This is a genomic window from Pantoea sp. 1.19, assembly GCF_001922585.1.
Lineage (GTDB): Bacteria > Pseudomonadota > Gammaproteobacteria > Enterobacterales > Enterobacteriaceae > 1-19.
In genome coordinates this window covers 157296-181480 of sequence record NZ_MRBS01000004.1, presented here as the reverse complement: position 1 = coordinate 181480, position 24185 = coordinate 157296, and the positions used below count along the sequence as shown (strand labels likewise).

Annotated in this window: 20 protein-coding genes and 1 pseudogene; 6 read left to right on the top strand and 15 right to left on the bottom strand. The window is 61.1% G+C overall.

Going from position 1 to position 24185, the window contains the following annotated elements:
* Window positions 1–116 precede the first annotated feature (116 nt).
* The 3 genes and pseudogenes from BS626_RS10015 to lplT all read left to right on the top strand — a co-directional run bounded on the left by BS626_RS10015 (window position 117) and on the right by lplT (window position 6183).
* Window positions 117–2384 (top strand): annotated as a pseudogene (locus BS626_RS10015) (molybdopterin-dependent oxidoreductase).
* Between the two features lie 462 nt (window positions 2385–2846).
* Window positions 2847–5003, top strand: a complete 2157-nt coding sequence (gene aas / locus BS626_RS10010) for a bifunctional acyl-ACP--phospholipid O-acyltransferase/long-chain-fatty-acid--ACP ligase (RefSeq protein ID WP_075182255.1) — start codon at window positions 2847–2849, stop codon at window positions 5001–5003.
* Window positions 4990–6183 carry a lysophospholipid transporter LplT gene (gene lplT / locus BS626_RS10005; protein WP_075182254.1) on the top strand — a complete coding sequence of 398 codons (1194 nt, stop codon included), beginning with the start codon at window positions 4990–4992 and terminating at the stop codon, window positions 6181–6183. Before aas ends, lplT begins: the two co-directional genes overlap by 14 nt.
* A 42-nt stretch (window positions 6184–6225) precedes the next feature.
* On the opposite strand, the gene hemW is transcribed toward lplT, so the two are convergent.
* The 4 genes from hemW to BS626_RS09985 form a co-directional block, all read right to left on the bottom strand.
* Entirely contained in the window at window positions 6226–7362 is a 1137-nt protein-coding gene (hemW, locus tag BS626_RS10000; RefSeq protein ID WP_075182253.1) for a radical SAM family heme chaperone HemW, read from the bottom strand.
* Window positions 7355–7948 carry an XTP/dITP diphosphatase gene (locus BS626_RS09995; RefSeq protein ID WP_075182252.1) on the bottom strand — a complete coding sequence of 198 codons (594 nt, stop codon included), beginning with the start codon at window positions 7946–7948 and terminating at the stop codon, window positions 7355–7357. The genes hemW and BS626_RS09995 overlap by 8 nt, the downstream gene beginning before the upstream one ends.
* A gap of 204 nt (window positions 7949–8152) precedes the next feature.
* On the bottom strand, window positions 8153–8707 hold the full coding sequence (locus BS626_RS09990) for a YggT family protein (protein ID WP_075182251.1): 555 nt from the start codon (window positions 8705–8707) through the stop codon (window positions 8153–8155).
* Window positions 8708–8715: 8 nt separating this feature from the next.
* Window positions 8716–9435, bottom strand: a complete 720-nt coding sequence (locus tag BS626_RS09985) for a YggS family pyridoxal phosphate-dependent enzyme (RefSeq protein ID WP_075182387.1) — start codon at window positions 9433–9435, stop codon at window positions 8716–8718.
* A gap of 15 nt (window positions 9436–9450) precedes the next feature.
* Here BS626_RS09985 and BS626_RS09980 point away from each other — a divergent pair, with 15 nt between their 5' ends.
* Complete coding sequence (locus BS626_RS09980; protein ID WP_075182250.1) at window positions 9451–10440, top strand: type IV pilus twitching motility protein PilT; 990 nt, start codon at window positions 9451–9453, stop codon at window positions 10438–10440.
* A 60-nt stretch (window positions 10441–10500) separates the two neighbouring features.
* Here BS626_RS09980 and ruvX read toward each other — a convergent pair whose 3' ends face one another.
* From ruvX to leuA, 11 genes are all read right to left on the bottom strand, one after another.
* Window positions 10501–10923, bottom strand: a complete 423-nt coding sequence (gene ruvX / locus BS626_RS09975; protein ID WP_170870451.1) for a Holliday junction resolvase RuvX — start codon at window positions 10921–10923, stop codon at window positions 10501–10503.
* The gene (locus BS626_RS09970) at window positions 10923–11483 is read right to left on the bottom strand and encodes a YqgE/AlgH family protein (RefSeq protein ID WP_075182248.1); all 561 of its coding nucleotides are present in this window, start codon (window positions 11481–11483) and stop codon (window positions 10923–10925) included. Before BS626_RS09970 ends, ruvX begins: the two co-directional genes overlap by 1 nt.
* A gap of 65 nt (window positions 11484–11548) precedes the next feature.
* Window positions 11549–12493 (bottom strand): glutathione synthase, encoded by a 945-nt coding sequence (gene gshB / locus BS626_RS09965; RefSeq protein WP_075182247.1) that lies wholly within the window; start codon window positions 12491–12493, stop codon window positions 11549–11551.
* Between the two features lie 47 nt (window positions 12494–12540).
* Window positions 12541–13272, bottom strand: a complete 732-nt coding sequence (rsmE, locus tag BS626_RS09960; RefSeq protein ID WP_075182246.1) for a 16S rRNA (uracil(1498)-N(3))-methyltransferase — start codon at window positions 13270–13272, stop codon at window positions 12541–12543.
* Between the two features lie 70 nt (window positions 13273–13342).
* A complete protein-coding gene (gene endA, locus BS626_RS09955; protein ID WP_075182386.1) occupies window positions 13343–14026 on the bottom strand; it encodes a deoxyribonuclease I in 684 nt (227 codons plus the stop codon).
* 78 nt (window positions 14027–14104) lie between these two features.
* Entirely contained in the window at window positions 14105–14626 is a 522-nt protein-coding gene (locus BS626_RS09950; protein WP_075182385.1) for a SprT family zinc-dependent metalloprotease, read from the bottom strand.
* A gap of 65 nt (window positions 14627–14691) precedes the next feature.
* The gene (locus BS626_RS09945) at window positions 14692–16086 is read right to left on the bottom strand and encodes a sugar porter family MFS transporter (RefSeq protein ID WP_075182245.1); all 1395 of its coding nucleotides are present in this window, start codon (window positions 16084–16086) and stop codon (window positions 14692–14694) included.
* Between the two features lie 429 nt (window positions 16087–16515).
* Window positions 16516–17121 carry a 3-isopropylmalate dehydratase small subunit gene (leuD, locus tag BS626_RS09940; RefSeq protein ID WP_075182244.1) on the bottom strand — a complete coding sequence of 202 codons (606 nt, stop codon included), beginning with the start codon at window positions 17119–17121 and terminating at the stop codon, window positions 16516–16518.
* A 10-nt stretch (window positions 17122–17131) separates the two neighbouring features.
* A complete protein-coding gene (gene leuC, locus BS626_RS09935) occupies window positions 17132–18532 on the bottom strand; it encodes a 3-isopropylmalate dehydratase large subunit (protein ID WP_075182243.1) in 1401 nt (466 codons plus the stop codon).
* Between the two features lies 1 nt (window position 18533).
* Window positions 18534–19625, bottom strand: a complete 1092-nt coding sequence (leuB, locus tag BS626_RS09930; RefSeq protein WP_075182242.1) for a 3-isopropylmalate dehydrogenase — start codon at window positions 19623–19625, stop codon at window positions 18534–18536.
* Between the two features lie 2 nt (window positions 19626–19627).
* Window positions 19628–21190 carry a 2-isopropylmalate synthase gene (gene leuA / locus BS626_RS09925; RefSeq protein WP_075182241.1) on the bottom strand — a complete coding sequence of 521 codons (1563 nt, stop codon included), beginning with the start codon at window positions 21188–21190 and terminating at the stop codon, window positions 19628–19630.
* A 699-nt stretch (window positions 21191–21889) separates the two neighbouring features.
* Between leuA and ilvI the strand changes: the two genes are divergently transcribed.
* Both ilvI and ilvN read left to right on the top strand, forming a co-directional pair.
* The gene (ilvI, locus tag BS626_RS09920) at window positions 21890–23614 is read left to right on the top strand and encodes an acetolactate synthase 3 large subunit (RefSeq protein ID WP_075182240.1); all 1725 of its coding nucleotides are present in this window, start codon (window positions 21890–21892) and stop codon (window positions 23612–23614) included.
* Window positions 23615–23616: 2 nt separating this feature from the next.
* Complete coding sequence (ilvN, locus tag BS626_RS09915; protein WP_075182239.1) at window positions 23617–24108, top strand: acetolactate synthase small subunit; 492 nt, start codon at window positions 23617–23619, stop codon at window positions 24106–24108.
* The last annotated feature ends 77 nt before the right edge of the window (window positions 24109–24185 follow it).

Genomic DNA, 24185 nt, shown 5'->3' with positions numbered 1-24185 from the left:
GCCAGTGTTGCGGAAAAGCGCCGGGAGTTCAAGTCGGCGGCGTTGGCGGTGCGTCGCAAAACGCGCCGGGAATGGTATGCTGTATCCCACTGATTTTCTGCCTGTCGGACAGCCTGATGAGCGTAAAAAAATTTCCACACCTGGCCCATTGGGGCGCCTTCACCGCCGTCACCGAGCGGGGCGTCCTGACCCGCTGCGACCCCTTTTTTGCCGATGCCGATCCTTCACCGATGCTGGCCCGGATTCCGGAGCTGGTCTACTCGGACCGCCGGATCCGTCAGCCGATGGTGCGGCGCTCGTGGTTAGCCCGGCGGGAAAACAGCGACCGCACGCTGCGTTGACGGGAAGATTTTGTGGCGGTGGACTGGGAGACGGCGCTGGACCTGGTGGCCGACGAGAACCGCCGCATCCGCGACCGCTATGGCGCCAGCGCGCTGTTTGACGGATCATACGGCTGGTCTTCTGCCGGACGGGTACATCATGCACGCACCCTGGTGCGTCGGTTCTATAATCTTGGCGGCGGCGCGGTGGATCAGCTTGGCAACTATAGCTGGGGCGCCGCGCAGTTTTTTCTGCCCTATGTGATTGGCACCTGGCAGCCGCTGACCGGACGGGTCACCGACTGGCCGTCGGTGGTTGAACACGCCGAGGTGTTTATCGCCTTTGGCGGGCTGGCGCTGAAAAATGCCCAGGTAGCGTCCGGCGGCGCCGGTGAGCATTCGCTAAAACCGGCGCTGCAGCAGCTGGCGGCAAAAGGTACGCCGGTTATCAATATCAGCCCGATGCGCGACGACTGCCCGGCGTGGCTCAACGCCGAATGGATCCCCATCCGGCCCAACACCGACGTGGCGCTGATGCTGGCTCTCGGCCATGAGGTGATGCGGCTGGGCGGGGTGGATACGGCGTTTCTGCACAGTCACTGCGAGGGCTGGCCGGCGCTGCAGGCTTACCTGAGCGGCCGCGGCGACGGCGAGGCGAAAACCCCGCAGTGGGCCAGCGCCATTACTGGCATTCCCGCAGAGCGCATCACCGGACTGGCGCAGCAGCTGATTGGCAAACGCAGCTTTATCACCTGCGCCTACGCGGTGCAGCGCGCCCACCGCGGCGAACAGCCCTACTGGATGATGATTGCGCTGTCGTCGATGCTTGGCCAGCCCGGTCTGCCCGGCGGCGGTTTCTCTTTTGGCCACGGATCGATGAACAGCGTTGGCAATCCGCGGGTGGACGGACCGGCACCGATGATGTCCGCCGGTGTGAACCCGATTGCCGACCAGGCGATTCCGGTGGCGCGCATTGCCGATATGTTGCTGAACCCGGGGGCGGAATATGGCTTCCAGGGGCAAACGCTGCGCTATCCGGATATCCGGCTGATTCACTGGGCGGGGGGAAACCCCTTCCACCATCATCAGCAGCTTAACCGGCTGGCAGCGGGTTGGCAGCGTCCGGAGACGGTGATCGTGCAGGACATCGTCTGGACGCCGGCGGCGCAGATGGCGGACATCGTGCTGCCGGTCACCACCACGCTGGAACGCAACGACATCGGTGGCTCGTCCCGCGATCGTTTTGTGCTAGCGATGCATCAGGCCATTGCGCCGCAGCATCAGGCGCGCGACGACTGGGCTATTTTCGCCGATCTCGCCGAGCGCCTCGGCTATCGCGATCGCTTCACCGAACAGCGCGATGAAGCGGGCTGGATTGCCCAGCTGTATCAGCAGTGTGCCGAAGCGCATGCGGCGCGCGGCGTCGACTTCCCGGATTTTGCTACTTTCTGGCAGCAGGGCTACGCAGAGGTGCCGGCCAGGGAGACGCCGTGGGTGTTTATGGCGGATTTTCGCGCCGACCCGCAGCAGCATCCGCTGCAGACCGCCAGCGGTAAAATTGAGCTCTACTGTGACACTATCGCGAACTATCACCTGGCGGACATGGCTGGACATCCCGAGTGGCGCGAGCCGAAGGAGTGGCTGGGGAGCGCGCAGAGCCAGCGCTACCCGCTGCACATGATATCGCTCCAGCCTGAAGACCGGCTGCACAGCCAGATGGACGCCACGCCGTCGGTACAGGCGGCGAAAACCGCCGGTCATGAGACGCTGCTGATGCATCCGGACGATGCGGCCGCGCGGGGTATTTCTGCCGGAGAGGCGGTGGCGGTACGCAACGATCGCGGTGAGATGCGCGCCGGGGTGCGCCTCAGCGACGGCGTTACGCCGGGCGTGGTGCTGATTGCCACCGGTGCCTGGTTCGATCCCGGCTTTGGCGGTCCTTGGCAGGCGTTTGATCGCGCCGGCAATCCCAACGTGCTGACGCTGGATATCGGAACCTCATCCCTGACTCAGGGACCGAATGCGATGAGCTGCCTGGTTGAGGTGGAAAAACTCGCTGACTGAGGGTTATGGCTGGTTACACTTTGCGCCGAACTGTTGCCAAAGCGAACTGGCGTCGACGATCGCGTCGCGAGTAGAGTGGTTTTCCCAGAGGTATGAATGGGTGAACATCACCAGAAATAACGTTGATTACACCGACCCACGCGGATGCGTGGGTTTTTTTTTGCCGGCGCCGGCCGCGGGGAATGTAAATCGCGCGCCGATTGCACATATCTGGTTGCATTTCGACCCACTCTCTTGCGTTTTGGCGCTGGAGGCGCGGCGCGCTTTTCGCTGAGAATGTGCCTCCCAGAGGTATTATTGGTGGACCGGCGCATACCCGTATGTTGCCACCTGTTCAGTTGCACCAACCCACGCGGATGCGTGGGTTTTTTTTATTCTGATGCCGGGGAATGAACGGACTTATTGAGAAAATCATGGCGATGCGGCATGGTGTTGCCATCTTAAGATGCTAATGGAGCCAGCATGATTTTCCGTCTGTTTCGTTTCCTCTGTCGCTTACTGTTTCGTACCACGCTGCGCGGTGATCTGTCCGGGCTGCATAAAGAAAAAGTGCTGATTGTTCCCAACCACATGTCGTTTCTGGACGGGGTGCTGCTGGCGCTGTTTTTGCCCGTCCGTCCGGTGTTTGCCGTCTATGGCAGCATTGCCGGTCGCTGGTATATGCGGGCGCTGAGGCCACTGATCGATTTTGTGCCGCTGGATCCCACCCGTCCGATGTCGCTCAAACACCTGGTCAGGCTGGTGGGTGAAGGGCGGCCGGTAGTGATTTTTCCGGAAGGGCGCATCACCCTGACTGGCTCGCTGATGAAAATCTACAGCGGGGCCGGCTTTGTGGCGGCAAAATCACAGGCGACGGTGGTGCCGGTGCGCATCGAAGGGGCGGAGTACAGTTTCTTTGGCCGCCTGGGCGGCGTGGTCAGACGTCGCCTGTTTCCCCGCATTACTCTGACGGTGCTGCCCCCCACGCTGATCCCGATGCCGGAGGCGCCGCGCGCCCGCGACCGCCGGCAGCTGGCCGGTGAACATCTGCATCACATCATGATGGAAGCGCGGATGCAGGTGCGCCCACGCGAAACGCTGTATGAGGCTTTTCTCAGCGCCGCGACCCGCTATGGCCGCTTTAAGCCGTGCATTGAAGACATCAATTTTGCCCCTGACAGCTATAATGGCCTGCTCAAAAAGGCGCTCGGCGTCGGGCGTATTCTGGCGCGCTACAGCGCGCCGGGGGAAACCATTGGCCTTTTGCTGCCCAATGCCACGGTCACCGCCGCGGCAATCCTCGGGGCTTCGATGCGCGGCCGCGTCCCGGCAATGCTGAATTACACCGCCGGCGTCAGCGGCCTGACCTGTGCGGTGACCGCCGCGCAAATTAACACGGTGTTTACCTCGCGTCAGTTCCTTGAGAAGGGCAAGCTGCAGCACCTGCCGGAAGGCGTCAGCCAGGTGCGCTGGGTCTATCTGGAGGATCTGAAAGGCACGGTGACCCTGCAGGATAAGCTGTGGATCCTTGGCCACCTGCTGCTGCCACGGCTGGCAAGCGTTCGACAGCAGCCGGAGGATCCGGCGATGGTGCTGTTTACCTCCGGATCGGAAGGACAGCCGAAAGGGGTGGTGCACTCGCATAAAAGCCTGCTGGCCAACGTCGAGCAAATTCGCACCGTGGCCGACTTCACGCCGCGCGATCGCTTTATGTCCGCGCTGCCGCTGTTTCACGCTTTTGGCCTGACGGTGGGGCTGCTGACTCCGCTGATGACCGGCGCGCAGGTGTTTCTCTATCCCAGCCCGTTGCACTACCGCATCGTGCCTGAACTGGTGTATGACCGTAACTGTACGGTGCTGTTTGGCACCTCGACCTTCCTTGGCAACTACGCCCGCTTTGCCAATCCGTACGATTTCGCCCGCCTGCGCTACGTGGTGGCCGGCGCGGAAAAATTGCAGGAGGGCGTGCGCCAGGCCTGGCAGGACCACTACGGTATCCGCATTCTTGAGGGCTATGGCGTCACCGAATGTGCCCCGGTGGTAGCGATTAACGTGCCAATGGTGGCGCGCCCGCATACGGTGGGGCGGCTGCTGCCGGGCATGGATTCGCGCCTGATCGCCGTACCGGGCATTGAGCAGGGCGGACGGCTGCAGCTGCGCGGTCCCAACATCATGAAGGGCTATCTGCGCGTGGAGCGCCCCGGGGTGCTGGAAACGCCGGCGGCGGACAATGGGGAGGGCGTGAGCGAGGCCGGCTGGTACGATACTGGTGATATTGTAACCTTTGACGATCAGGGCTTTTTGCAGATCACCGGGCGGGCGAAACGCTTCGCCAAGCTGGCCGGTGAGATGGTGTCGCTGGAGAGCGTGGAGCAGATTGCGCTGCGCGCCTCGCCGGAGAAACAGCACGCCGCCAGCAGCCGCCCGGACGGGACGCGCGGTGAGGCACTGGTACTGTTCACCACCGACCCGACGCTGACCCGTGAGCGCCTGCAGCAGGCGGCGCGCGCGCTGGGCAGCCCGGAGCTGGCGGTGCCGCGCGATATTCGTTCGCTGTCGCAGCTGCCGCTGCTTGGCAGCGGCAAACCCGATTTTGTCACCCTGAAACAGCTGGCGGAGCAGGCTCATGTCGCAGAATAATCCCTCACTGCTGTCGCGCGGCATGCTGGCGACGATCGGCGCACAGTTTTTCTCGGCGTTTGGTGATAACGCCCTGCTGTTCGCGACCCTGGCGGTGATTAAACAGCAGCGCTATCCCGACTGGAGCCAGCCGGTACTGCAGATGGTGTTTGTGGCTACCTATATTCTGCTGGCGCCGTTTGTTGGCCAGATCGCCGACAGCTTTGCCAAGGGGCGGGTGATGATGGTGGCTAACGGCCTGAAACTGCTCGGCGCCCTGACCATCGGCTGCGGCCTGAATCCGTTTGTTGGCTATGCGCTGGTGGGCATTGGCGCGGCGGCCTACTCGCCGGCGAAATACGGCATTCTCGGCGAGCTGACCAGCGGGGAGAAGCTGGTCAAAGCCAACGGATTAATGGAGGCCTCCACCATTGCGGCGATCCTGCTCGGATCGGTCGCCGGCGGGGTGCTGGCTGACTGGAGCCTGATCGGCGCGCTGGTGGTGTGCGTGCTGGCCTACGCGCTGGCGGTGGCGGCGAACCTGCTGATCCCGGCGCTGCTGGCGGCGCGGCCGGGTCAGTCGTGGCACCCGGTCGCCATGTCACGCAGCTTTTTTCTGGCCTGCACGGTGCTGTGGCGCAACGGCGAGACGCGCTTTTCTCTGCTGGGAACCAGCCTGTTCTGGGGCGCCGGCGTCACGCTGCGTTTTCTGCTGGTGCTGTGGGTGCCGGTCGCGTTGGGCATCAGCGATAACGCCACGCCCACGCTGCTGAATGCGATGGTGGCGGTCGGTATTGTGGCCGGCGCCGGCGCCGCCGCGCGGCTGGTGACGCTGGAGACGGTGGCGCGCTGCATGCCCGCCGGCGTGCTGATTGGCGTGGCGGTGGTGGGTTTTGCCCTGCAACACAGCCTGCTCCCCGCCTATGTGATTCTGTTGCTGATTGGCGTGCTTGGCGGCTTCTTTGTGGTGCCGCTGAACGCGCTGCTGCAGGCGCGCGGCAAAGCGACGGTGGGCAGCGGTAACGCGATTGCGGTGCAAAACCTCGGTGAAAACGCCGCCATGCTGCTGATGCTGGCGCTCTATTCGCTGGCCATCAAGCTCGGTGCCCCGGTCGTCGCCACCGGCATCGGCTTTGGCGCGCTGTTCGCACTGGCGATTGCCGTCCTGTGGGGATGGCAGCTGGCGCAGAAAACGCGCTAGCTAACCAGAGTCGACCGCCGGGCGGTCGACTCTGGCGACGGCTTAGTCGGCGAGAAACAGTTCCAGCAGTGAATTCAGGAACAGTTTGCCTTTTTCAGTTATCTGCCAGTGGCTGGTGGTTTCAGTCAGATAGCCTGCCGCCAGCGCTGCGTTAATCGGCGGGCGAATCACACTTTCATTCAGGCCGGTTAGCCGGGAAAACTCCGCGCGCGGCGCGGCTTCCAGCAGGCGGAATCGGTTCATAAAGTATTCAAACGGCTTGTCCGCCGCTGCTACGCTGTGGCGTTTATCGAGGTAGTGACCCTGCATAAAGCCCCGCGGATGGCGGGTTTTGGTGGTGCGGACAATCTCGCCATCGGGTTGCGTCAGCTTACCGTGCGCGCCGCAGCCAATTCCGAGGTAATCCCCAAAGCGCCAGTAGTTGAGATTATGCTCGCAGCGGTAACCCGGTTTGGCGTACGCCGAGGTTTCGTACTGTTCATAGCCGGCGGCGCGCAGCAGGCGGTCTCCCTGCTCAAAAATATCCCACAGATCGTCGTCGTCCGGCAGGCGCGGCGGGCGTGAGGCGAACAGCGTATTCGGCTCAATGGTCAGCTGATACCAGGAGAGGTGCGGCGGATCCAGTGCGATCGCCTGACGCAAATCATCCAGCGCCTCTGTCAGTGACTGATTGGGCAGACCGTGCATCAGGTCAAGATTAACGCTGCGCAGGCCGAGCCCGGCCGCCAGCCGCGCGGCGCGCACCGCTTCTTCCGGGCCGTGAATGCGCCCCAGCCGGGTCAGTTTTTCCGTGCTGAAGCTCTGCACGCCAATCGAAATCCGGTTAATCCCCGCGCGCTGATAAGCGCTAAAGCGGTCGGCTTCGACGGTGCCGGGATTGGCTTCCATGGTGATTTCCGCGTCAGCGGCCAGCGGCAGCCGCGCCCGTACGCCGTCCATCAGCGTCTGCATCGCGGCGCTGGAGAGCAGGCTCGGCGTTCCTCCGCCGATAAAAACGGTGCTAACTGGCCGCCCGCCGGTTAGCGGCAGGTCCTGCTCCAGATCGCGCAGCAGGTGCTGCACGTAATCATCGTGCGGCACCTCGCCCTTGAGCGCATGGGAGTTGAAATCGCAGTAGGGGCATTTCTGCACGCACCACGGAATGTGGATATACAGGCTGAGCAGCGGTAAATCAGTCATCACGCAGGGCATCCAGCAGCAGCGTCAGTGCCTGACCGCGGTGGGAGATCGCCTGTTTTTCTGCTTTGCTCAGTTCGGCGGCGGTTTTGCCCAGCGCCGGCAGATAAAAAATCGGATCGTAGCCAAAACCGCCTTCGCCAGCCGGCACGCGGGTAATGACCCCATCCCAGCGGCCGTGAAACACCAGCGGTACCGGATCATCGGCGTGACGTACCCAGACCAGTACGCAGTGAAACTGCGCCTGACGCCGATCGTCCGGCACCTCGTGCAGGGCGGCAAGCAACTTTTCCAGATTCTGTCGATCGCTGGCCGCTTCGCCCGCATAGCGGGCCGAGTAGATTCCCGGGGCGCCGCCGAGAGCATCGACCGCCAGCCCGGAGTCATCGGCCAGCGCCGGCAGGCCGGTTTTCGCCGCGGCGTGACGCGCTTTCAAAATGGCGTTTTCAATAAAGGTGAGGCCGGTCTCCTCGGCGGAGATGACGCCGAGATCGGTTTGCGCCACCACGTCCAGACCAAAATCGGCAAGCAGATCCGCCAGCTCGCGGACTTTGCCGGGGTTGCCGGTGGCTAATACGACTTTTTGCATGTGACATTCCTGCGCTTACGTGATGATGCCGCGACCTGGGTCGGGCCAGCGTGCGGTGAAAAAGGATAACGGTGCGATGACGCGGCGCGCAGCGGGAGTTGGCCTTCGGGCGCGGTCATGCACCGGCGGGTATGGTATCAGGTCACCGCGGCGCACGCCACGGGGAAGCCGCGACGGCGGTGCCGCCGCGGTGGAGGAGCAGGGTTAGAGCAGGTACCACAGGCCCGGAAACAGGTCCATGCCAAGGTAGTTCAGCAGGTAGAGGATCAGAATCACCACCATCGCCGAAAAGTCGATGCCACCCATCGCCGGCAGGAAGCGGCGAATTGGCGCCATCAGCGGCTCGGTCAGCTGAATCAGCACGTAATCAACCGGATTGCGTCCCTGGCTTATCCAGCTCATCAGCGAGCGAATAATGATCACCCAGAACACCAGATAGCCAGCGGACTTCAGCAGCGATAGCAGTCCGACCAGTAAATTGACCGGATCGACGGAAAACGCGCCGACCTGAATCAGCAGCAGCAGTGGATATTTCAGGGTCGTCAGCACAAATGCCAGCAGCAGGGAGGCGGTGTCAATCGGTCCCAGCGACGGCAGAATACGCCGCAGCGGCTTGATAACCGGCTGGGTAATTTTCACCACAAACTGCGCCAGCGGATTGTAAAAATCACAGCGTGCCCACTGCATCCAAATGCGCAGCAGCAGCACCATTACGTAGAGATCGATAAGCGTTTTGACCAAAAACGTCAATGTCAGCATGAGGTTCCTCAGTGTGGGTTGTTCGGGTTTGCCGCGCCGGCATCACGGGCGCCAAAAATCGCGGTGCCAATACGCACCAGCGTGCTGCCTGCGGCAATAGCCGCGCGCATGTCATCACTCATTCCCAGTGACAACGTGTCGGCTTCGGGATGGACGGCCTGCAGATGATGAAACGCCGCCGCCATCTGCTGGCAGACGGCCAGCTGCCGTGCATAGCTGGCTTCCGGCGCCGGAATGGCCATCACGCCGCGCAGCCTGAGCCGCGGTAGTGCGGCAATCTCCGCCGCCAGGCCCGGCAGTTCGGCCACCATAATGCCAGATTTGCTGGCCTCTTCGCTGATATTTACCTGAATCAGCACGTTGAGTGGCGGTACGGCATCCGGGCGCTGGTCGTTCAGGCGGCGGGCGATACGCAAGCGATCGACAGTATGACACCAGTCAAAGTGCGCGGCGACCTGCCGGGTTTTGTTGGATTGCAGCGGCCCGATAAAGTGCCACTCGAGATCCGGGTAGCGCGGCCGCAGCAGGCTAATCTTGTCCACGCCCTCCTGTACATAGTTTTCACCGAAGCGGCGCTGGCCGGCGGCGATGGCCTCTTCGATCAGGCTCACAGGTTTCGTTTTACTCACTGCAAGCAGAGAAATATCGTGCGGATCGCGGCCGCACTGCTCAGCCGCGGCGGCGATTTGCCTGCGGATTTGCTGTAGGTTTTGCTCAATCACGGTCATCTCTGGAGAACGCATATGAATGTCGCTGAAATGGTGACCCTTAGTGTAAATCAGAACGCCTCGGATCTACACCTGTGTAGTGGCCATTTCCCGCGCTGGCGCTGCGAGGGGCGTCTGTCGCCGCTGCCCAACGCGCAACCGCTGGCGGCCAGCGTGCTGGCCGCATGGGCAGAGCAGCAGCTGGATGCGCGCCAGCGCGCGCGGCTGGCGAAGCACGGGCAGCTCGATTTTGCCCTGACGGTGTGCGGTCATCGCCTGCGCGCCAACCTGTTTTATCAGCACCACGGCCTGTCGCTGGCGCTGCGCCGGCTGGCGACCGAGGCGCCCACGCCCGCCGCACTGGGTCTGCCGGCGGCGGTTACGGCGCTCACCGACTGCGACGGAGGGTTAATTCTCGTGAGCGGCGCCACCGGCAGCGGTAAATCCACCACCCTGACGGCGCTCGTTGCGGCGATGCATCAGCAGCCGGCGCGGCATATCATTACCCTGGAAGATCCGATCGAGTACCTGTACGGCGAGGGCGCGTCACTCATTCAACAGCGCGAAGTGGGTGAACACTGCGCATCGTTCAGCGAAGGGCTGCGCGCGGCGCTGCGCGAAGACCCGGATGTGATCCTGCTGGGCGAGCTGCGCGATGCCGACAGTATCCGGTTGGCGCTGACCGCCGCCGAAACCGGGCACCTGGTGCTGGCCACGCTGCACGCCCGCCACGCCGCGCAGGCCATTGAGCGGTTGGTCGACGTTTTTCCGGCGGAGGAGAAAGCGACGGTGCGTAGCCAGCTGGCCGGAAGCCTGCGGGCGGTGGTTGCTCAGCGGCTGGTTCCGGCCGCCGGCTGCGGGCGGGTGGCGCTGTTTGAGCTGCTGCTGAGCACCCCCGCGGTGGCGACGCTGATCCGTGAAGGCAAGGGACATCAGCTACCCGGGCTGATGGAGACCGCCAGCCGCAGTGGCATGCAGACTTTTGCCCAAAGCCTGGCGCAGCGTCAGGCTGCGGGCGTACTGTGATCACCACGGGCGTACCCCGTTTGCCCGCGACGGGGGCATCTGGCCGGGGGCAAATGGGGCCTACTGCGGACGGCTTTCGAACCAGCTTTCCAGAATCAGCGCGGCAGAGGCGGAGTCCACGCTGCCTTTTTCCAGCGCGCGGAAACCGCCGCGGGAGAACAGATCGGCGCGTGCCGCCACCGTGCTCAGCCGCTCATCCTGCAGTTCAACCGGCAGGCCAAAACGGCCGTGCAGGCGATTGGCGAACTTACGCGCCCGCTGAGTCAGCGGCTGCTCGGTGCCGTCCATATTCAGCGGCAGGCCAACCACCAGGCGCTGGGGTTGCCACTCTTGCAGCAGCGCGGCAATTTTTTCCCAGTCCGGCACGCCGTCCCGGGCCTTTAGCGCCGTTAACGGCCGGGCGCTGCCGGTCAGACTCTGACCGACCGCGACACCGATGCTTTTGGTGCCAAAATCAAACGCCAGCAGCGTTTCCGTTTGCATCAGGCGTGCCCCGCTTCGCCGGCGATATTGTGGATATCGACCCCGATGCTTTTCGCGGCTTCGCGCCAGCGGGCGGCGATCGGCGTGTGGAACAGAATATTGCTGTTGGCCGGTGCGGTCAGCCAGGCGTTCTCCAGCAGTTCCTCCTCCAGCTGATCGCGCTCCCAGGCGCAGTAGCCCAGCGCCACCAGCACCTGCTGTGGCTGGCCGTCGGTGCCCAGTGATTCCAGAACATCGCGAGAGGTGGTGATCACCGTGTTGTCCGAAATGCGAATGCTGGAGCCAAACGTTCCCTGGCTGGAGTGCAGGATAAAGCCGCGGTCTTCCGCCAGCGGGCCACCGGCAAACACCGGTTTATCCAGCTTGTGAATGGGATCGGCCGGCGGCGTAATCTTCAGTTTTTTCAGGATGCCCGCAACGTTCAGGTTCTCCATCGGCTTATTGACGATCAGGCCCATAGCCCCTTCATCATTGTGTTCGCAGATGTAGATTACCGATCGTTTGAACATCGGGTCCTGAAGGCCGGGCATGGCAATCAAAAAGTGATGCTGTAAATTCATTCGCAGAGTTCTGTATTGAGGTCCGCTGACGGCGGGCATCAGCGGACGGTTCCAGACGGGACCTGTCAGGCCAGACGTTTTTCGATCGCGTCCATCAGCATGCCGCTGATCGAGACCGGAAACGCCGCCTCGATTTCGCGGACGCAGGTCGGGCTGGTGACGTTAATTTCCGTCAGCTTATCGCCGATGATATCCAGACCAACGAAAATCAGCCCTTTAGCTTTCAGCGTCGGGGCGACGCGGCGCGCGATGGCCCAGTCACTGTCGCTCAGCGGTCGCGCTTCACCGCGGCCGCCGGCGGCGAGGTTTCCACGCGTTTCACCTGATTTTGGAATGCGCGCCAGACACCAGGGCACCGGCTCACCGTCGACCACCAGCACGCGCTTATCGCCCTCTTTGATTGCCGGCAGGTAATTTTGCGCCATGCAGTAGGTGCTGCCCTGCTGAGTCAGGGTTTCCACGATCACGGACAGGTTAGGATCGTCCTGCTTGACGCGGAAAATGGAGGCGCCGCCCATGCCATCGAGCGGTTTGAGGATGATATCGCCGTGTTGCTGCCAGAACTCGCGGATTCGCGCCGTTTGCCGGGTAACCAGCGTATCCGGCGTCAGATCGGCAAACCAGGCGGTGAACAACTTTTCGTTACAGTCGCGCAGGCTCTGCGGCTTATTGACGATCAGCGTGCCTTGCTCTTCGGCGCGCTCAAGAATGTAGGTCGCGTAAATGAATTCGGTATCAAACGGCGGATCTTTACGCATCAGGATAACGTCAAGATCGGCCAGCGCGATATCCTGCTCGCCGGTGAAGCTGTACCAGCCGTCCGGGTTTTGCTCAACGCCGAGCGAACGGCTGCGTGCGCGGGCTTCGCCCTGGCGCAGATAGAGATCGTTCATCTCCATATAGTGCAGCGCGTAGCCGCGGCGCTGCGCCTCCAGCAGGAAGGCAAAGCTGGTGTCTTTTTTGATGTTGATGGAGGAAATCGGGTCCATCACAATGCCGAGCTTGATCATGGTGTCTCCTGACAAGGGGAGGGGACGCGCGTGCGCGTCGTCTCAAATTAGCCTAAATCGCCAAAGCGTACCTGCAGTGCGGTAATGGCCGTCAGCGCGGTGGTTTCTGTCCGCAATACTCGCGGACCCAGTAAAATATCGGTAAAGCCGTGGTGGGCAGTCATGGCAATCTCCTCGGCGCTGAGGCCGCCTTCCGGGCCAATTAACAATCGCACACGCGAGACCGGCTGGGGAAGAGTATTAATGCTCTGGCTGGCGCGGGGATGCAGATTAAGCTTCAGCCCGTCGTCGGCTTCGGCGCACCAGGTTTCCAGCGGCACCGGTTCACGCACGGTGGGTACGCGATTGCGTCCGCACTGTTCACAGGCGGCGATGACGATTTTTTGCCACTGCTGCACTTTTTTTGCCATCCGTTCCGCATCCAGCTTCACGCCGCAGCGCGCTGAGTAGAGCGGGGTGATCGCGTTAACGCCCAGCTCAATGGATTTCTGGATGGTGAATTCCATCTTTTCGCCGCGCGACATGACCTGGCCTAGATGCAGATGCAGCGGAGATTCCCGATCGTCGAGAGTGGCCTCGGCAAGGGATACTTTTACGCTCTTTTTATCGGCCTGCACAATGCTGGCGGCAAAAGTCAGATTACTGCCATCAAACAGCGTCAGCGCCTGGCCGGTGCTCATACGCAGAACGCGGCCAACGTGATGTGCCGCTTCGTCGCTCAGCAGCACTTCGGTGCCGGGCTTAAGCGGTTCGGGGTGCCAAATGCGGGGTATACGCATGAATATCCTGATAAGCCGGTGTCACGCCGGGCGTGACGAATAAGTATCCCTCTAGTGTAGGGGAGGGCTTTTATGGCTGGCAAGCTTGTTGCACCCAGGGATTGTGATTCCCCTGCGCGGCGGCGATACGCCGGTCTCGTTCACACTCCCATTGCGTAACGGGATAGCGCGCGTTCCAGGCGGTAAATAGCTGCGTTTGCTGGCGCGACAGGCGCAGTTTGTACTGATCGCGCATGTAGAATGCGGTGCGCGCAATGACGCCGCGCGCGCGCGGCGGCGGCTCGGCGCGCTGGGCTTTAAAGTCAACCTTCATCGCACACTGGCCATATTGCCCTTCGCCGCCGTTCCACTGGCTCCAGGCAAAGTTGCCGCGATCGCCGTTCACCTCGCCAATCGCCGGCTGAAGATTGTGCAGATCTGACTCAATGCGGCGGTAGCCGGCATCTTTCGCGCAGGCCTTACGGCCGCCGTGCTGCCAGCACTGGCGCTGGTGGCCAAATGCCCAGGCGGGCACCACGTGCTCCCACTCAATGCGCTGCGCGCGGGCGGCGTTTTTACGCGGCTGATAGCCGCAGGCGGCGAGATCGGGTATCCCCTTTTTGCCCTGCCAGCGGATCGGGCAGCCGCAGTAGACAGTGCCGGGTGCATCGGCGTGGAGGGTAACCGCCCAGGCTTTCGCCTGGCTGAAATTATTCTGATGATACACCGACTGAGCGGCGTGCGCGTGATGCAGGGTGAACAGCACCCACAGCAGTAAAACCCGGTATAACACAGTGACTCACTCCATCCCGGTAGCAAAAGGCGGGAGAGTAGCAGAATTGCGGCTGGTCGCCTACGGCAGGAGTGCCGCCGGAAATGTTCCCGGCCGCAGCCGCTCGCCGCAGTGTACGCAGCGATACTGGCTGTCCCCGCGCAGGGCTTTATTGTGGCGCCGCACCGTTAGCTGATGCTGCTGGCAGGCGCAAAACCAGGGAAAGTGGCTACCGCGCACGCTGTCGGTCGTGAACCGGTGAGTGCGGTTTGCCGGCACCCCCAGCACCTCTTCCATCATCCAGCGCCACGCTTTGCCGTGCGGCGGGACGCGGCCGTACAGCGTCCAGACCAGCAGGTGTGCCAGCTCGTGCGGAATCACTTCGGCGATAAACGCCTCGCGGTTTTCAAGGAACAGCGTTGGGTTAAGGCGGATTTCCCATTTTTCCAGCCAGGCCGTACCGGCCGCGGTGCCGCGCTGCTGAAAGCTGAGCGTCGGCTCGGGGAACGGGCGTGCCAGCGTATCGCTGGCCAGCCGGAGCTGGGCGCGCAGGCGGGCCAGGGCGGCCTGCTGTAGCGCAATCGGCACTCGTGGGGTTTTCATGTTTGGCAGCATACGATGGGGGAAGGGGGGAAGGCAAGGGGCAGGCTGCGCCTGCCCCGATGGCGTTAGCGTGAGCCGATATCGCGCAGTTTTTTACCGGACATCAGGTTACGCTCAATGTGCTCGAGCGAGATGTTTTTGGTTTCCGGGATCAGCATCAGCGTCAGCACGATGAAGAACAGGTTCAGCGCGCCGTAGACCCAGAAGGTATTCGCGTTGCCGAGCGTGTTCAGCATGGTCAGGAAGGTAGCCCCGACAATCATGTTAGCCAGCCAGTTGGTGGTGGTGGAGACAGTGATACCAAAGTCGCGGCCTTTCAGCGGCTGGATTTCGGAACACAGCACCCAAATCAGCGGGCCGGCGCTCATGGCAAATCCCACAATGAACATCAGCAGCATCCCGATGGCAAAGTATTGCATCTGCTGCGAATCGATGCCGATGTGCAGCAGGGTGCCCAGTACGCCCATGCCGGCGGCCATGACCAGGAAGCCGAGGATCAGCGTCGGTTTGCGTCCCCAGCGATCCACCAGGCCGATGGCGATAAAGGTCGCCAGCACGTTAATCAGACCGACAATTACCGTCCCCCACATCTGCTGGGTCGTGTTGGCAAAGCCGGCAATTTCGAAGATTTTCGGCGCGTAGTACATGATCACGTTCATGCCGGTGAACTGCTGCATGACCTGCAGCAGCACGCCGAGGAACACCGCGCGGCGGAAATTACCGTTGTCTTTAAACAGGCTCCAGCCGCTCTGTTTGACCTTCAGGCTTTCGCGGATCTCATCCAGCTCCTCTTTCGCTTGTTGAGAGGTGTCGCGCAGGCGATCCAGTACCCGCTGCGCATCGCGGAAGTTGCCTTTTGCCGCCAGCCAGCGCGGGCTGTTAGGCAGGAAGCACACGCCGATCAGCAGCAGCATTGCCGGGATGGTGATCACGCCCAGCATCCAGCGCCACGCGCCGGTAAAGCTGAAATAGGTATCTGACAAATAGGCGCCGAGAATCCCGATGGTGATCATCAGCTGATACAGTGAAATCATGCTGCCGCGAATTTTTTCCGATGCAATCTCAGATAAATAGAGCGGTGCGGTGAAGGAGGCGATACCCACGGCCAGGCCGAGGACCACGCGGGCGACAATCAGCATTTCCGGATTGGCGGCAGACGCAGAGAGCAGCGACCCAATGACAAACAGGATTGCCCCCGACATCAGGCTTTTTTTCCGACCGAGGCTGGAGGACATCCAGCCGCTGCCGATGGCGCCGATCGCGGCGCCGAACATCATCGAACTGACGATCCACTCCTGCTGATGCGCAGTGACGTCGAAGTCTTTCGCAATAAACGGCAGCGCACCGGCGATGACACCGATATCCAGGCCAAAGAGCAACCCGGCCAACGCGGCCAGAAAACACACAAACAGGGTCATAACCCTGTTAGACGGGCCTGTTCCAGATTTTTTTTCAGGCATTATCGCCTCCATGGTGATAAAGAGATGTTGTTGTTATGTCGCGTAGAATCCCTGCCACAGCCTGCCGTATCGCAGGTCGCGCGGATGTCACGCTACGCCGCGCGACATCAGGTATGGGCGCTTTCCACGCATCCGCGAGCCGAAAACGCGTCAAATTTACCGCCGCACAGTCTCTGTCGTAACCTTCACGCGGGACTATCGGACAGCACTGAAAAATAGCGCACATGGCCGCCAGATACTAACAGCACTTTTTCTTTATTGCGGATAAATCAGTAATTTTGTTCGGCATTGGTTGACGCCCGCGCGGTGGTGGTGCCATTTAGCTTATAAAACGTGGCTGCGTTCGCCTGGCATAATGTGCGGAGCGTGGGAAAAGTGTGATGTCGGTGGGACTGCGGGGTAAAAAACGGCCCGTGAGGGCCGCGAGAATTAACGTAAAAAAACGGGCTGTTGCTGCTCGTAGCGGGCAATGGCCGCTTCGTGCTCCAGCGTCAGGCCAATGCCGTCGAGTCCGTTCAGCAGGCAGTGGCGACGGAACGGATCCAGCGTGAAGGTGAAGCAGTGCGGCCCGGCGCTGACCGTTTGCTGTTCCAGATCGACGGTAAAGGCGACGCCGGGTTCGGCGAGGGCAATCTGAAACAGCGTCTCCACCTGCGGGGCGGGCAGGGTAACCGGCAGCAGCTGATTATTAAACGCATTGCCGTAAAAAATATCGGCAAAGCTCGGTGCGATCACTACCCGAATGCCAAAATCGGTCAGTGCCCAGGGCGCATGTTCGCGCGAAGAGCCGCTGGCAAAGTTCTCTCGTGCCAGCAAAATGGAGGCCTCGCGATACGGCGGCTGATTGAGAATAAACTCCGGATTTTCCTGCGTTCCGGCGTCATCGAGATAGCGCCAGTCGTGAAACAGGTGCGCCCCGAAGCCGGTGCGAGTCACTTTTTGCAGAAACTGCTTCGGCAAAATGGCGTCGGTATCAATGTTGGCAGCGTCGAGCGGGACGACAATGCCGCGGTGTTGCGTAAAGGTCTTCGCCACAAACGTTCTCCTATGAAAAATCGCGTACGTCTGCGAAATGTCCACTGACGGCGGCGGCGGCAGCCATGGCCGGGCTGACCAGATGGGTGCGTCCACCGCGTCCCTGCCGCCCTTCAAAGTTACGGTTGCTGGTAGAGGCGCAGCGCTCGCCGGGCTGCAGACGATCGTTATTCATCGCGAGGCACATTGAGCAGCCGGGGAGGCGCCATTCGAAGCCGGCATCGAGAAAAATTTTATCCAGTCCCTCCGCTTCCGCCTGGGCTTTGACCGGCCCGGAGCCGGGAACCACCATCGCCTGAACGCCGGGGGCGACGCGGCGCCCTTTGGCTATGTGGGCTGCCGCGCGCAGATCTTCAATCCGCGAGTTGGTGCAGGAGCCGATAAAGACTTTATCGATCGTCACCTCCTGCAGCGAGCGGCCGGGCTGCAGATCCATATACGCCAGCGCTTTCTCTACCGACGCCCGCTCAACCGGATCGCTGAACGCGGCCGGAGAGGGAATACGATCGGTGATCGCCATCACCTGGCCGGGATTGGTGCCCCAGGTTATCTGTGGCGCAATGGCGGCGGCGTCCAGCGTGACCACGGTATCAAAGTGGGCATCGTCATCCGAGCTCAGCGTGCGCCAGTCGTTGACCGCCGCATCCCACTCCGCGCCGGTCGGCACGTAGGTACGGCCCTGCAGCCAGCGGAAGGTCGTGTCATCCGGGGCAATCAGCCCGGCCTTGGCACCCAGCTCGATGGCCATGTTGCACACCGTCATCCGCCCCTCCATGCTCAGCGCACGGATTGCCGGACCGCAGAACTCCACCACGTGTCCGGTACCGCCGGCAGTGCCGACCTTGCCGATGATCGCCAGCACGATATCCTTAGCGGTGATGCCCGGTGCGGTCTCACCGACGACCTCAATTTTCATGCTTCTGGCGCGCGCCTGCTTCAGAGTCTGGGTCGCCATCACGTGCTCCACTTCAGAGGTGCCGATGCCGAACGCCAGCGCACCCAGCGCGCCGTGGGTGGAAGTATGGGAATCGCCACATACCAGCGTCATGCCGGGCAGCGTCAATCCCTGCTCCGGCCCCATCACGTGGACGATGCCCTGCCACGGGTGGTTAAGATCAAACAGCTCGACGCCAAACTCGGCGCAGTTCTGGATCAGCGCCTGCATCTGCACGCGGGCCATTTCGCCGGAGGCGTTGATGTCTTTCGTCTGGGTGGAGACGTTGTGATCCATGGTGGCGAAGGTTTTTGACGGCTGGCGCAGCGGGCGGCCGTGTGCGCGCAGGCCGTCAAAAGCCTGTGGTGATGTCACTTCGTGCACCAGATGGCGGTCAATATAAATCAGCGGAGTCTCCCCCGCGGATTCAACCACCACGTGGGCATCGTAGAGTTTTTGATACAGCGTTTTGCCCATCTTATTCCCCCGCCGCAATCGTACGGGCAATCAGACTGCCCATTTCATCGGTACCAACCGCCTTGCCTTCACCGGCCAGATCCCGGGTACGATAACCGGCCGCCAGCGCCTGATTAACCGCAGACTCTATCGCATCAGCGGCGTCGCAGGCGCTCAGGCTGTGGCGCAGCAGCAGCGCCAGCGACAGGATCTGGGCGATTGGGTTGGCGATATTTTTTCCGGCGATATCCGGCGCGGATCCGCCTGCCGGTTCGTACAGGCCAAAGCCCTGCTCGTTCAGGCTGGCCGACGGCAGCATGCCCATTGATCCGGTGATCATCGCGCATTCGTCGGAGAGGATATCGCCAAACAGGTTGGAGCAGAGCAGGACGTCAAACTGCGACGGCGCTTTGATCAGCTGCATCGTGGCATTATCGATGTACATATGGGTCAGCTGCACGTCCGGAAAGTCGCTGGCCACGGCGGTGACCACTTCGCGCCACAGTACCGAGCTTTGCAGCACGTTGGCTTTGTCGATGGAGCAGACTTTGCCGCGGCGGCCGCGGGCGGAAGTGAAGGCCAGTCGCGCAATGCGTTCGATTTCGTAGCGGTGGTACACTTCCGTGTCCCAGGCGCGCTCGTGCGGGCCACTGCCTTCGCGGCCCTTTGGCTGACCAAAATAGATCCCCCCGGTCAGTTCGCGCACGCACAGCAGATCAAATCCCTGCGCGGCGATATCGCTGCGCAGCGGGCAGAATGCCTGCAGGCTGTCATACAGGCGGGCCGGGCGCAGATTACTGAACAGCTGAAAATGCTTGCGCAGTGGCAGCAGCGCGCCGCGTTCCGGCTGGCTGGCCGGCGGCAGATGTTCCCATTTCGGGCCGCCCACGGAGCCAAACAGAATGGCATCGGCCTGCTCACAGCCGCGCACGGTGTCGGCCGGCAGTGGCTCGCCATGGCGATCAATGGCCGCACCGCCGACGTCATATTCGCTGGTGGTGATACGCAGTCCAAAACGCTGGCGCAGCGCGTCGAGCACTTTCATCGCCTGCGCCATCACTTCGGGACCGATGCCGTCGCCGGGCAATACGGCAAGATGGTATTGTTTGGACATAGTTACACCGCTTCCTTCTGTTCGTTATGCTTGCGCTGCAGCTCCTGCTCCACCTGACGGGCGCGCCAGATGTTATTCAGCGCATTGATCATCGCCGCGGTGGAGGATTCGACAATGTCGGTCGTCAGGCCGACGCCGTGGAAGTTACGGCCGTTATAGCTGACCACGATATCCACCTGACCCAGCGCGTTTTTACCCTGGCCCTTGGCGGTTAACTGATAGGATTTCAGCTCAATATCAACGTCGGTAATACGGTTGATCGCCTGATAAACGGCATCCACCGGCCCGTTGCCGGTAGCGGCTTCCGAATGGCTCTCTTCGCCGCAGCGCAGTTTGACGGTGGCGGTGGCAATCACGCTGGAACCGGACTGCACGTTGAAATACTCCATCTGGTAATATTCCGGCTCTTCACTGCGCTTACCGATAAACGCCAGCGCCTCCAGATCGTAATCAAACACCTGCCCTTTTTTGTCGGCCAGCTTCAGGAAGGCTTCATACAGGGTGTCGAGGTTGTAGTCGCTCTCTTTGTAACCCATCTCTTCCATGCGGTGCTTCACCGCCGCGCGGCCGGAACGCGAGGTCAGGTTCAGCTGGATTTGATTCAGACCGATCGACTCTGGCGTCATGATTTCGTAGTTTTCACGGTTTTTCAGCACACCGTCCTGGTGGATACCGGAGGAGTGCGCAAAGGCGTTGGTACCGACGACCGCTTTGTTCGCCGGGATAGGCATGTTGCAGATTTGACTGACGATTTGGCTGGTGCGGTAGATCTCATGATGCTGAATGTTGGTGTGCACATTCATGATTTGACTGCGGGTTTTAATCGCCATGATGGTCTCTTCCAGCGCACAGTTGCCGGCGCGCTCGCCGAGTCCGTTCATGGCGCCCTCAATCTGGCGCGCGCCGGCGCTGACTGCGGCAATGGCGTTGCCGACCGCCATCCCCAGGTCATCGTGGGTATGTACCGAGAGGATCGCTTTATCTATGTTGGGCACCCGGGCGCGCAGCTGGGCAAAGATAGTGGCGTATTCGTTTGGCAGGGTGTAGCCGACGGTGTCGGGGATATTGATGGTGGTCGCACCGGCATTGATGGCGGCTTCAACCACCCGGCACAGATCGTCAATCGGCGTGCGGCCGCCGTCTTCGCAGGAGAACTCGACGTCGTCGGTGTAATTACGCGCCCGCTTGATCATGCGGGTCGCGCGCTCAATCACCTCGGGCAGGGTGCTACGCAGTTTGGTGGCGATATGCATGGGCGACGTGGCGAGGAAGGTGTGAATGCGGTAGGCCTCGGCGACGCGCAGGGATTCATAGGCCGCGTCGATGTCTTTTTCCACACAGCGGGCCAGCGCGCACACCCGACTGTTTTTAACGTGGCGAGCGATGGTTTGTACGGACTCAAAATCCCCCGGAGAAGAGACCGGAAATCCAACTTCCATAACGTCAACGCCCATACGCTCCAGCGCCAGTGCGATTTGCAATTTCTCTTTAACGCTCAGACTGGCCTGCAGGGCCTGTTCGCCGTCGCGTAAGGTCGTATCAAAAATAATGACTTGTTGGCTCATCGTTCATCCCTTCCTGTTTATGTCGCCAGTGTCACGAGCATAAAAAAACCCGCGCATTGGCGCGGGTTTTAAATCATCGTCAGGCTCGATTCACTGCTTATTTTGGCCCACGACTCTACCGCGCAATTGGATTGCGACGAGTAGTAGAGCCAGCAGGCGTGAAATAATCATAGTGCGTGTCGAACCCGTATAAAATTAGCTGTGCTTTATTGGTACTTGATCTGTGCGGGCATGTCAACCGTTGAGGCTGCCGACCGCACCCGATGGCGGCGGCGGTGCTGGCAGAGCCTTCTGTATCCGGCGCATCGTCTGACGTATCCCGATACTCTGTTTCGATTATTTCCAGTATTGCGCCACGAATTATTCTCCACGCAGGATAATGTACTTTTATTTAGCCTGTCGATCAGTGGAATGCTCGACGTCGGCAGTGTCCCTCAGAGACGCGCCCATTGTTTTTTGTTATGACCGCCACGTTTGCCGTTTGCCATGGTGCCAACTCTGCGGTTAAGGTATTTGGCATTAGCGAATCAAACCGATTTTTCAGGAACCGCGCCGTTCCTGTACCTGGATGCTGGAAATGATTTCCGGCATCTTCGCGTTAACATCCGGTGCCAATACGACGAGGCTGGCTGGCCATTCATTGCGGCCGGGCGTCGCGCGCAGTCAGCGAGCTTGGCACACTAAGCCTGGAGGCAAAAAATGGAGATGTTGTCAGGAGCCGAAATGGTCGTCCGGTCGCTGATAGACCAGGGCGTTAAGCATGTGTTCGGTTATCCGGGCGGGGCGGTACTCGATATTTATGACGCCCTGCAAACCGTCGGCGGGATTGATCATATTCTGGTACGCCACGAACAGGGCGCTGTGCATATGGCCGATGGTTACGCCCGCGCCACCGGCGACGTCGGCGTAGTGCTGGTCACCTCCGGCCCGGGGGCGACCAATGCGATTACCGGCATTGCTACTGCTTACATGGATTCTATACCGATGGTGGTGCTCTCCGGACAGGTGGCGTCGTCGCTGATTGGCTCCGATGCTTTCCAGGAGTGCGACATGGTGGGCATCTCGCGTCCGGTGGTGAAGCACAGCTTTCTGGTGAAGCAGGCGGAGGATATTCCCGTCGTCCTGAAAAAGGCTTTCTGGCTGGCAGCCAGCGGCCGTCCCGGACCGGTGGTGGTGGATTTGCCGAAAGACGTGGTGAACCCGGCGCATACCTTTCCCTACCTCTGGCCGGAGTCGGTCAGCATGCGCTCCTACAACCCTACCGTACAGGGACATAAAGGGCAGATTAAACGCGGCCTGCAGGCGCTGCTGGCCGCGCATCGCCCGGTGCTCTACGTCGGCGGCGGGGCGATTAACAGCGGCTGTGAAGCCGAACTGCTGCAGCTGGCGGAAGCGCTGAATATTCCGGTGACCTGTACGCTGATGGGGCTGGGGGCCTTCCCGGGCACGCACCGCCAAAGCGTTGGCATGCTGGGGATGCACGGTACCTATGAAGCCAATAAAACCATGCACAATGCCGACCTGATCTTCGGTATTGGCGTACGCTTTGACGATCGCACCACGAACAACCTGAGCAAATATTGCCCGCAGGCGACGGTGATGCATATCGATGTCGATCCTACCTCCATTTCGAAAACCGTTTCTGCCGATATTCCCATCGTCGGCGACGCGAAAGGCGTGCTGGCGCAGATGCTGGAGCTGCTGCCGCAGCAGGAGGCGAAGCAGAATTTTGATAGCCTCCGTGACTGGTGGCAGCAGATAGACGGCTGGCGCGCCCGCCAGTGCCTCGAATTCGATCGCGACAGCCACCTGATTAAACCCCAGGCGGCGATTGAAGCGATTTATAAGCTGACCCGCGGCGAAGCGTACGTCGCTTCAGACGTCGGCCAGCATCAGATGTTTGCCGCTCTGTATTACCCCTTTGATAAGCCGCGTCGCTGGATTAACTCCGGCGGACTGGGCACGATGGGCTTTGGCCTGCCTGCTGCGCTGGGGGTAAAACTGGCCCTGCCGGAGGCGACCGTGGTGTGCGTAACCGGTGACGGCAGTATCCAGATGAACATTCAGGAGCTCTCTACCGCGCTGCAGTATGGTTTACCGGTGCTGGTATTGAGCCTGAACAACCGCTATCTCGGGATGGTGAAGCAGTGGCAGGATATGATCTATTCCGGTCGCCATTCGCAGTCCTACATGGAGTCCCTGCCGGACTTTGTGCGCCTGGCCGAAGCGTTTGGTCACGTAGGCGTCTCCATTAGTCATCCGGAAGAGCTGGAGTCAAAACTGATTTACGCGCTGGAAGAGCTGAATAAAGGGCGGCTGGTGTTTGTCGATGTCAATGTCGACGGCAGTGAACACGTCTACCCGATGCAGATTCGCGGTGGCGCAATGGACGAAATGTGGTTGAGTAAAACGGAGAGGACCTGATCATGCGGCGTATTTTATCGGTTCTGCTGGAGAACGAGTCTGGCGCATTATCCCGCGTGGTTGGGCTGTTCTCCCAGCGCGGCTATAACATTGAAAGTTTAACCGTCGCCCCGACGGACGATCCCACGCTGTCGCGGATGACTATTCAGACCGTCGGCGATGAAAAGGTGTTGGAGCAAATCGAGAAGCAGCTGCACAAGCTGGTGGATGTGCTGCGCGTCAGCGAGCTGGGGCAGGGGGCGCACGTCGAGCGGGAGATCATGCTGGTGAAGATTCAGGCCAGCGGTTACGGTCGCGAAGAGGTGAAGCGCAGTGCGGAGATTTTTCGCGGTCAGATTGTCGACGTCACGCCGACGCTTTACACGGTTCAGCTGGCGGGCACCAGTGACAAGCTCGACGCGTTTCTGGCCACCGTGCGCGAGGTAGCGGAAATTGTTGAGGTGGCGCGCTCCGGCGTCGTCGGCGTTTCCCGCGGGGAGCGGGTGATGCGCTAGAGCGGCCCTGTTAATCGCGGTCATCTTAGCTAACCCGGCGTTCCGCCGGGTTTTTTCTGTCCGCCGTTTGGCGGTAG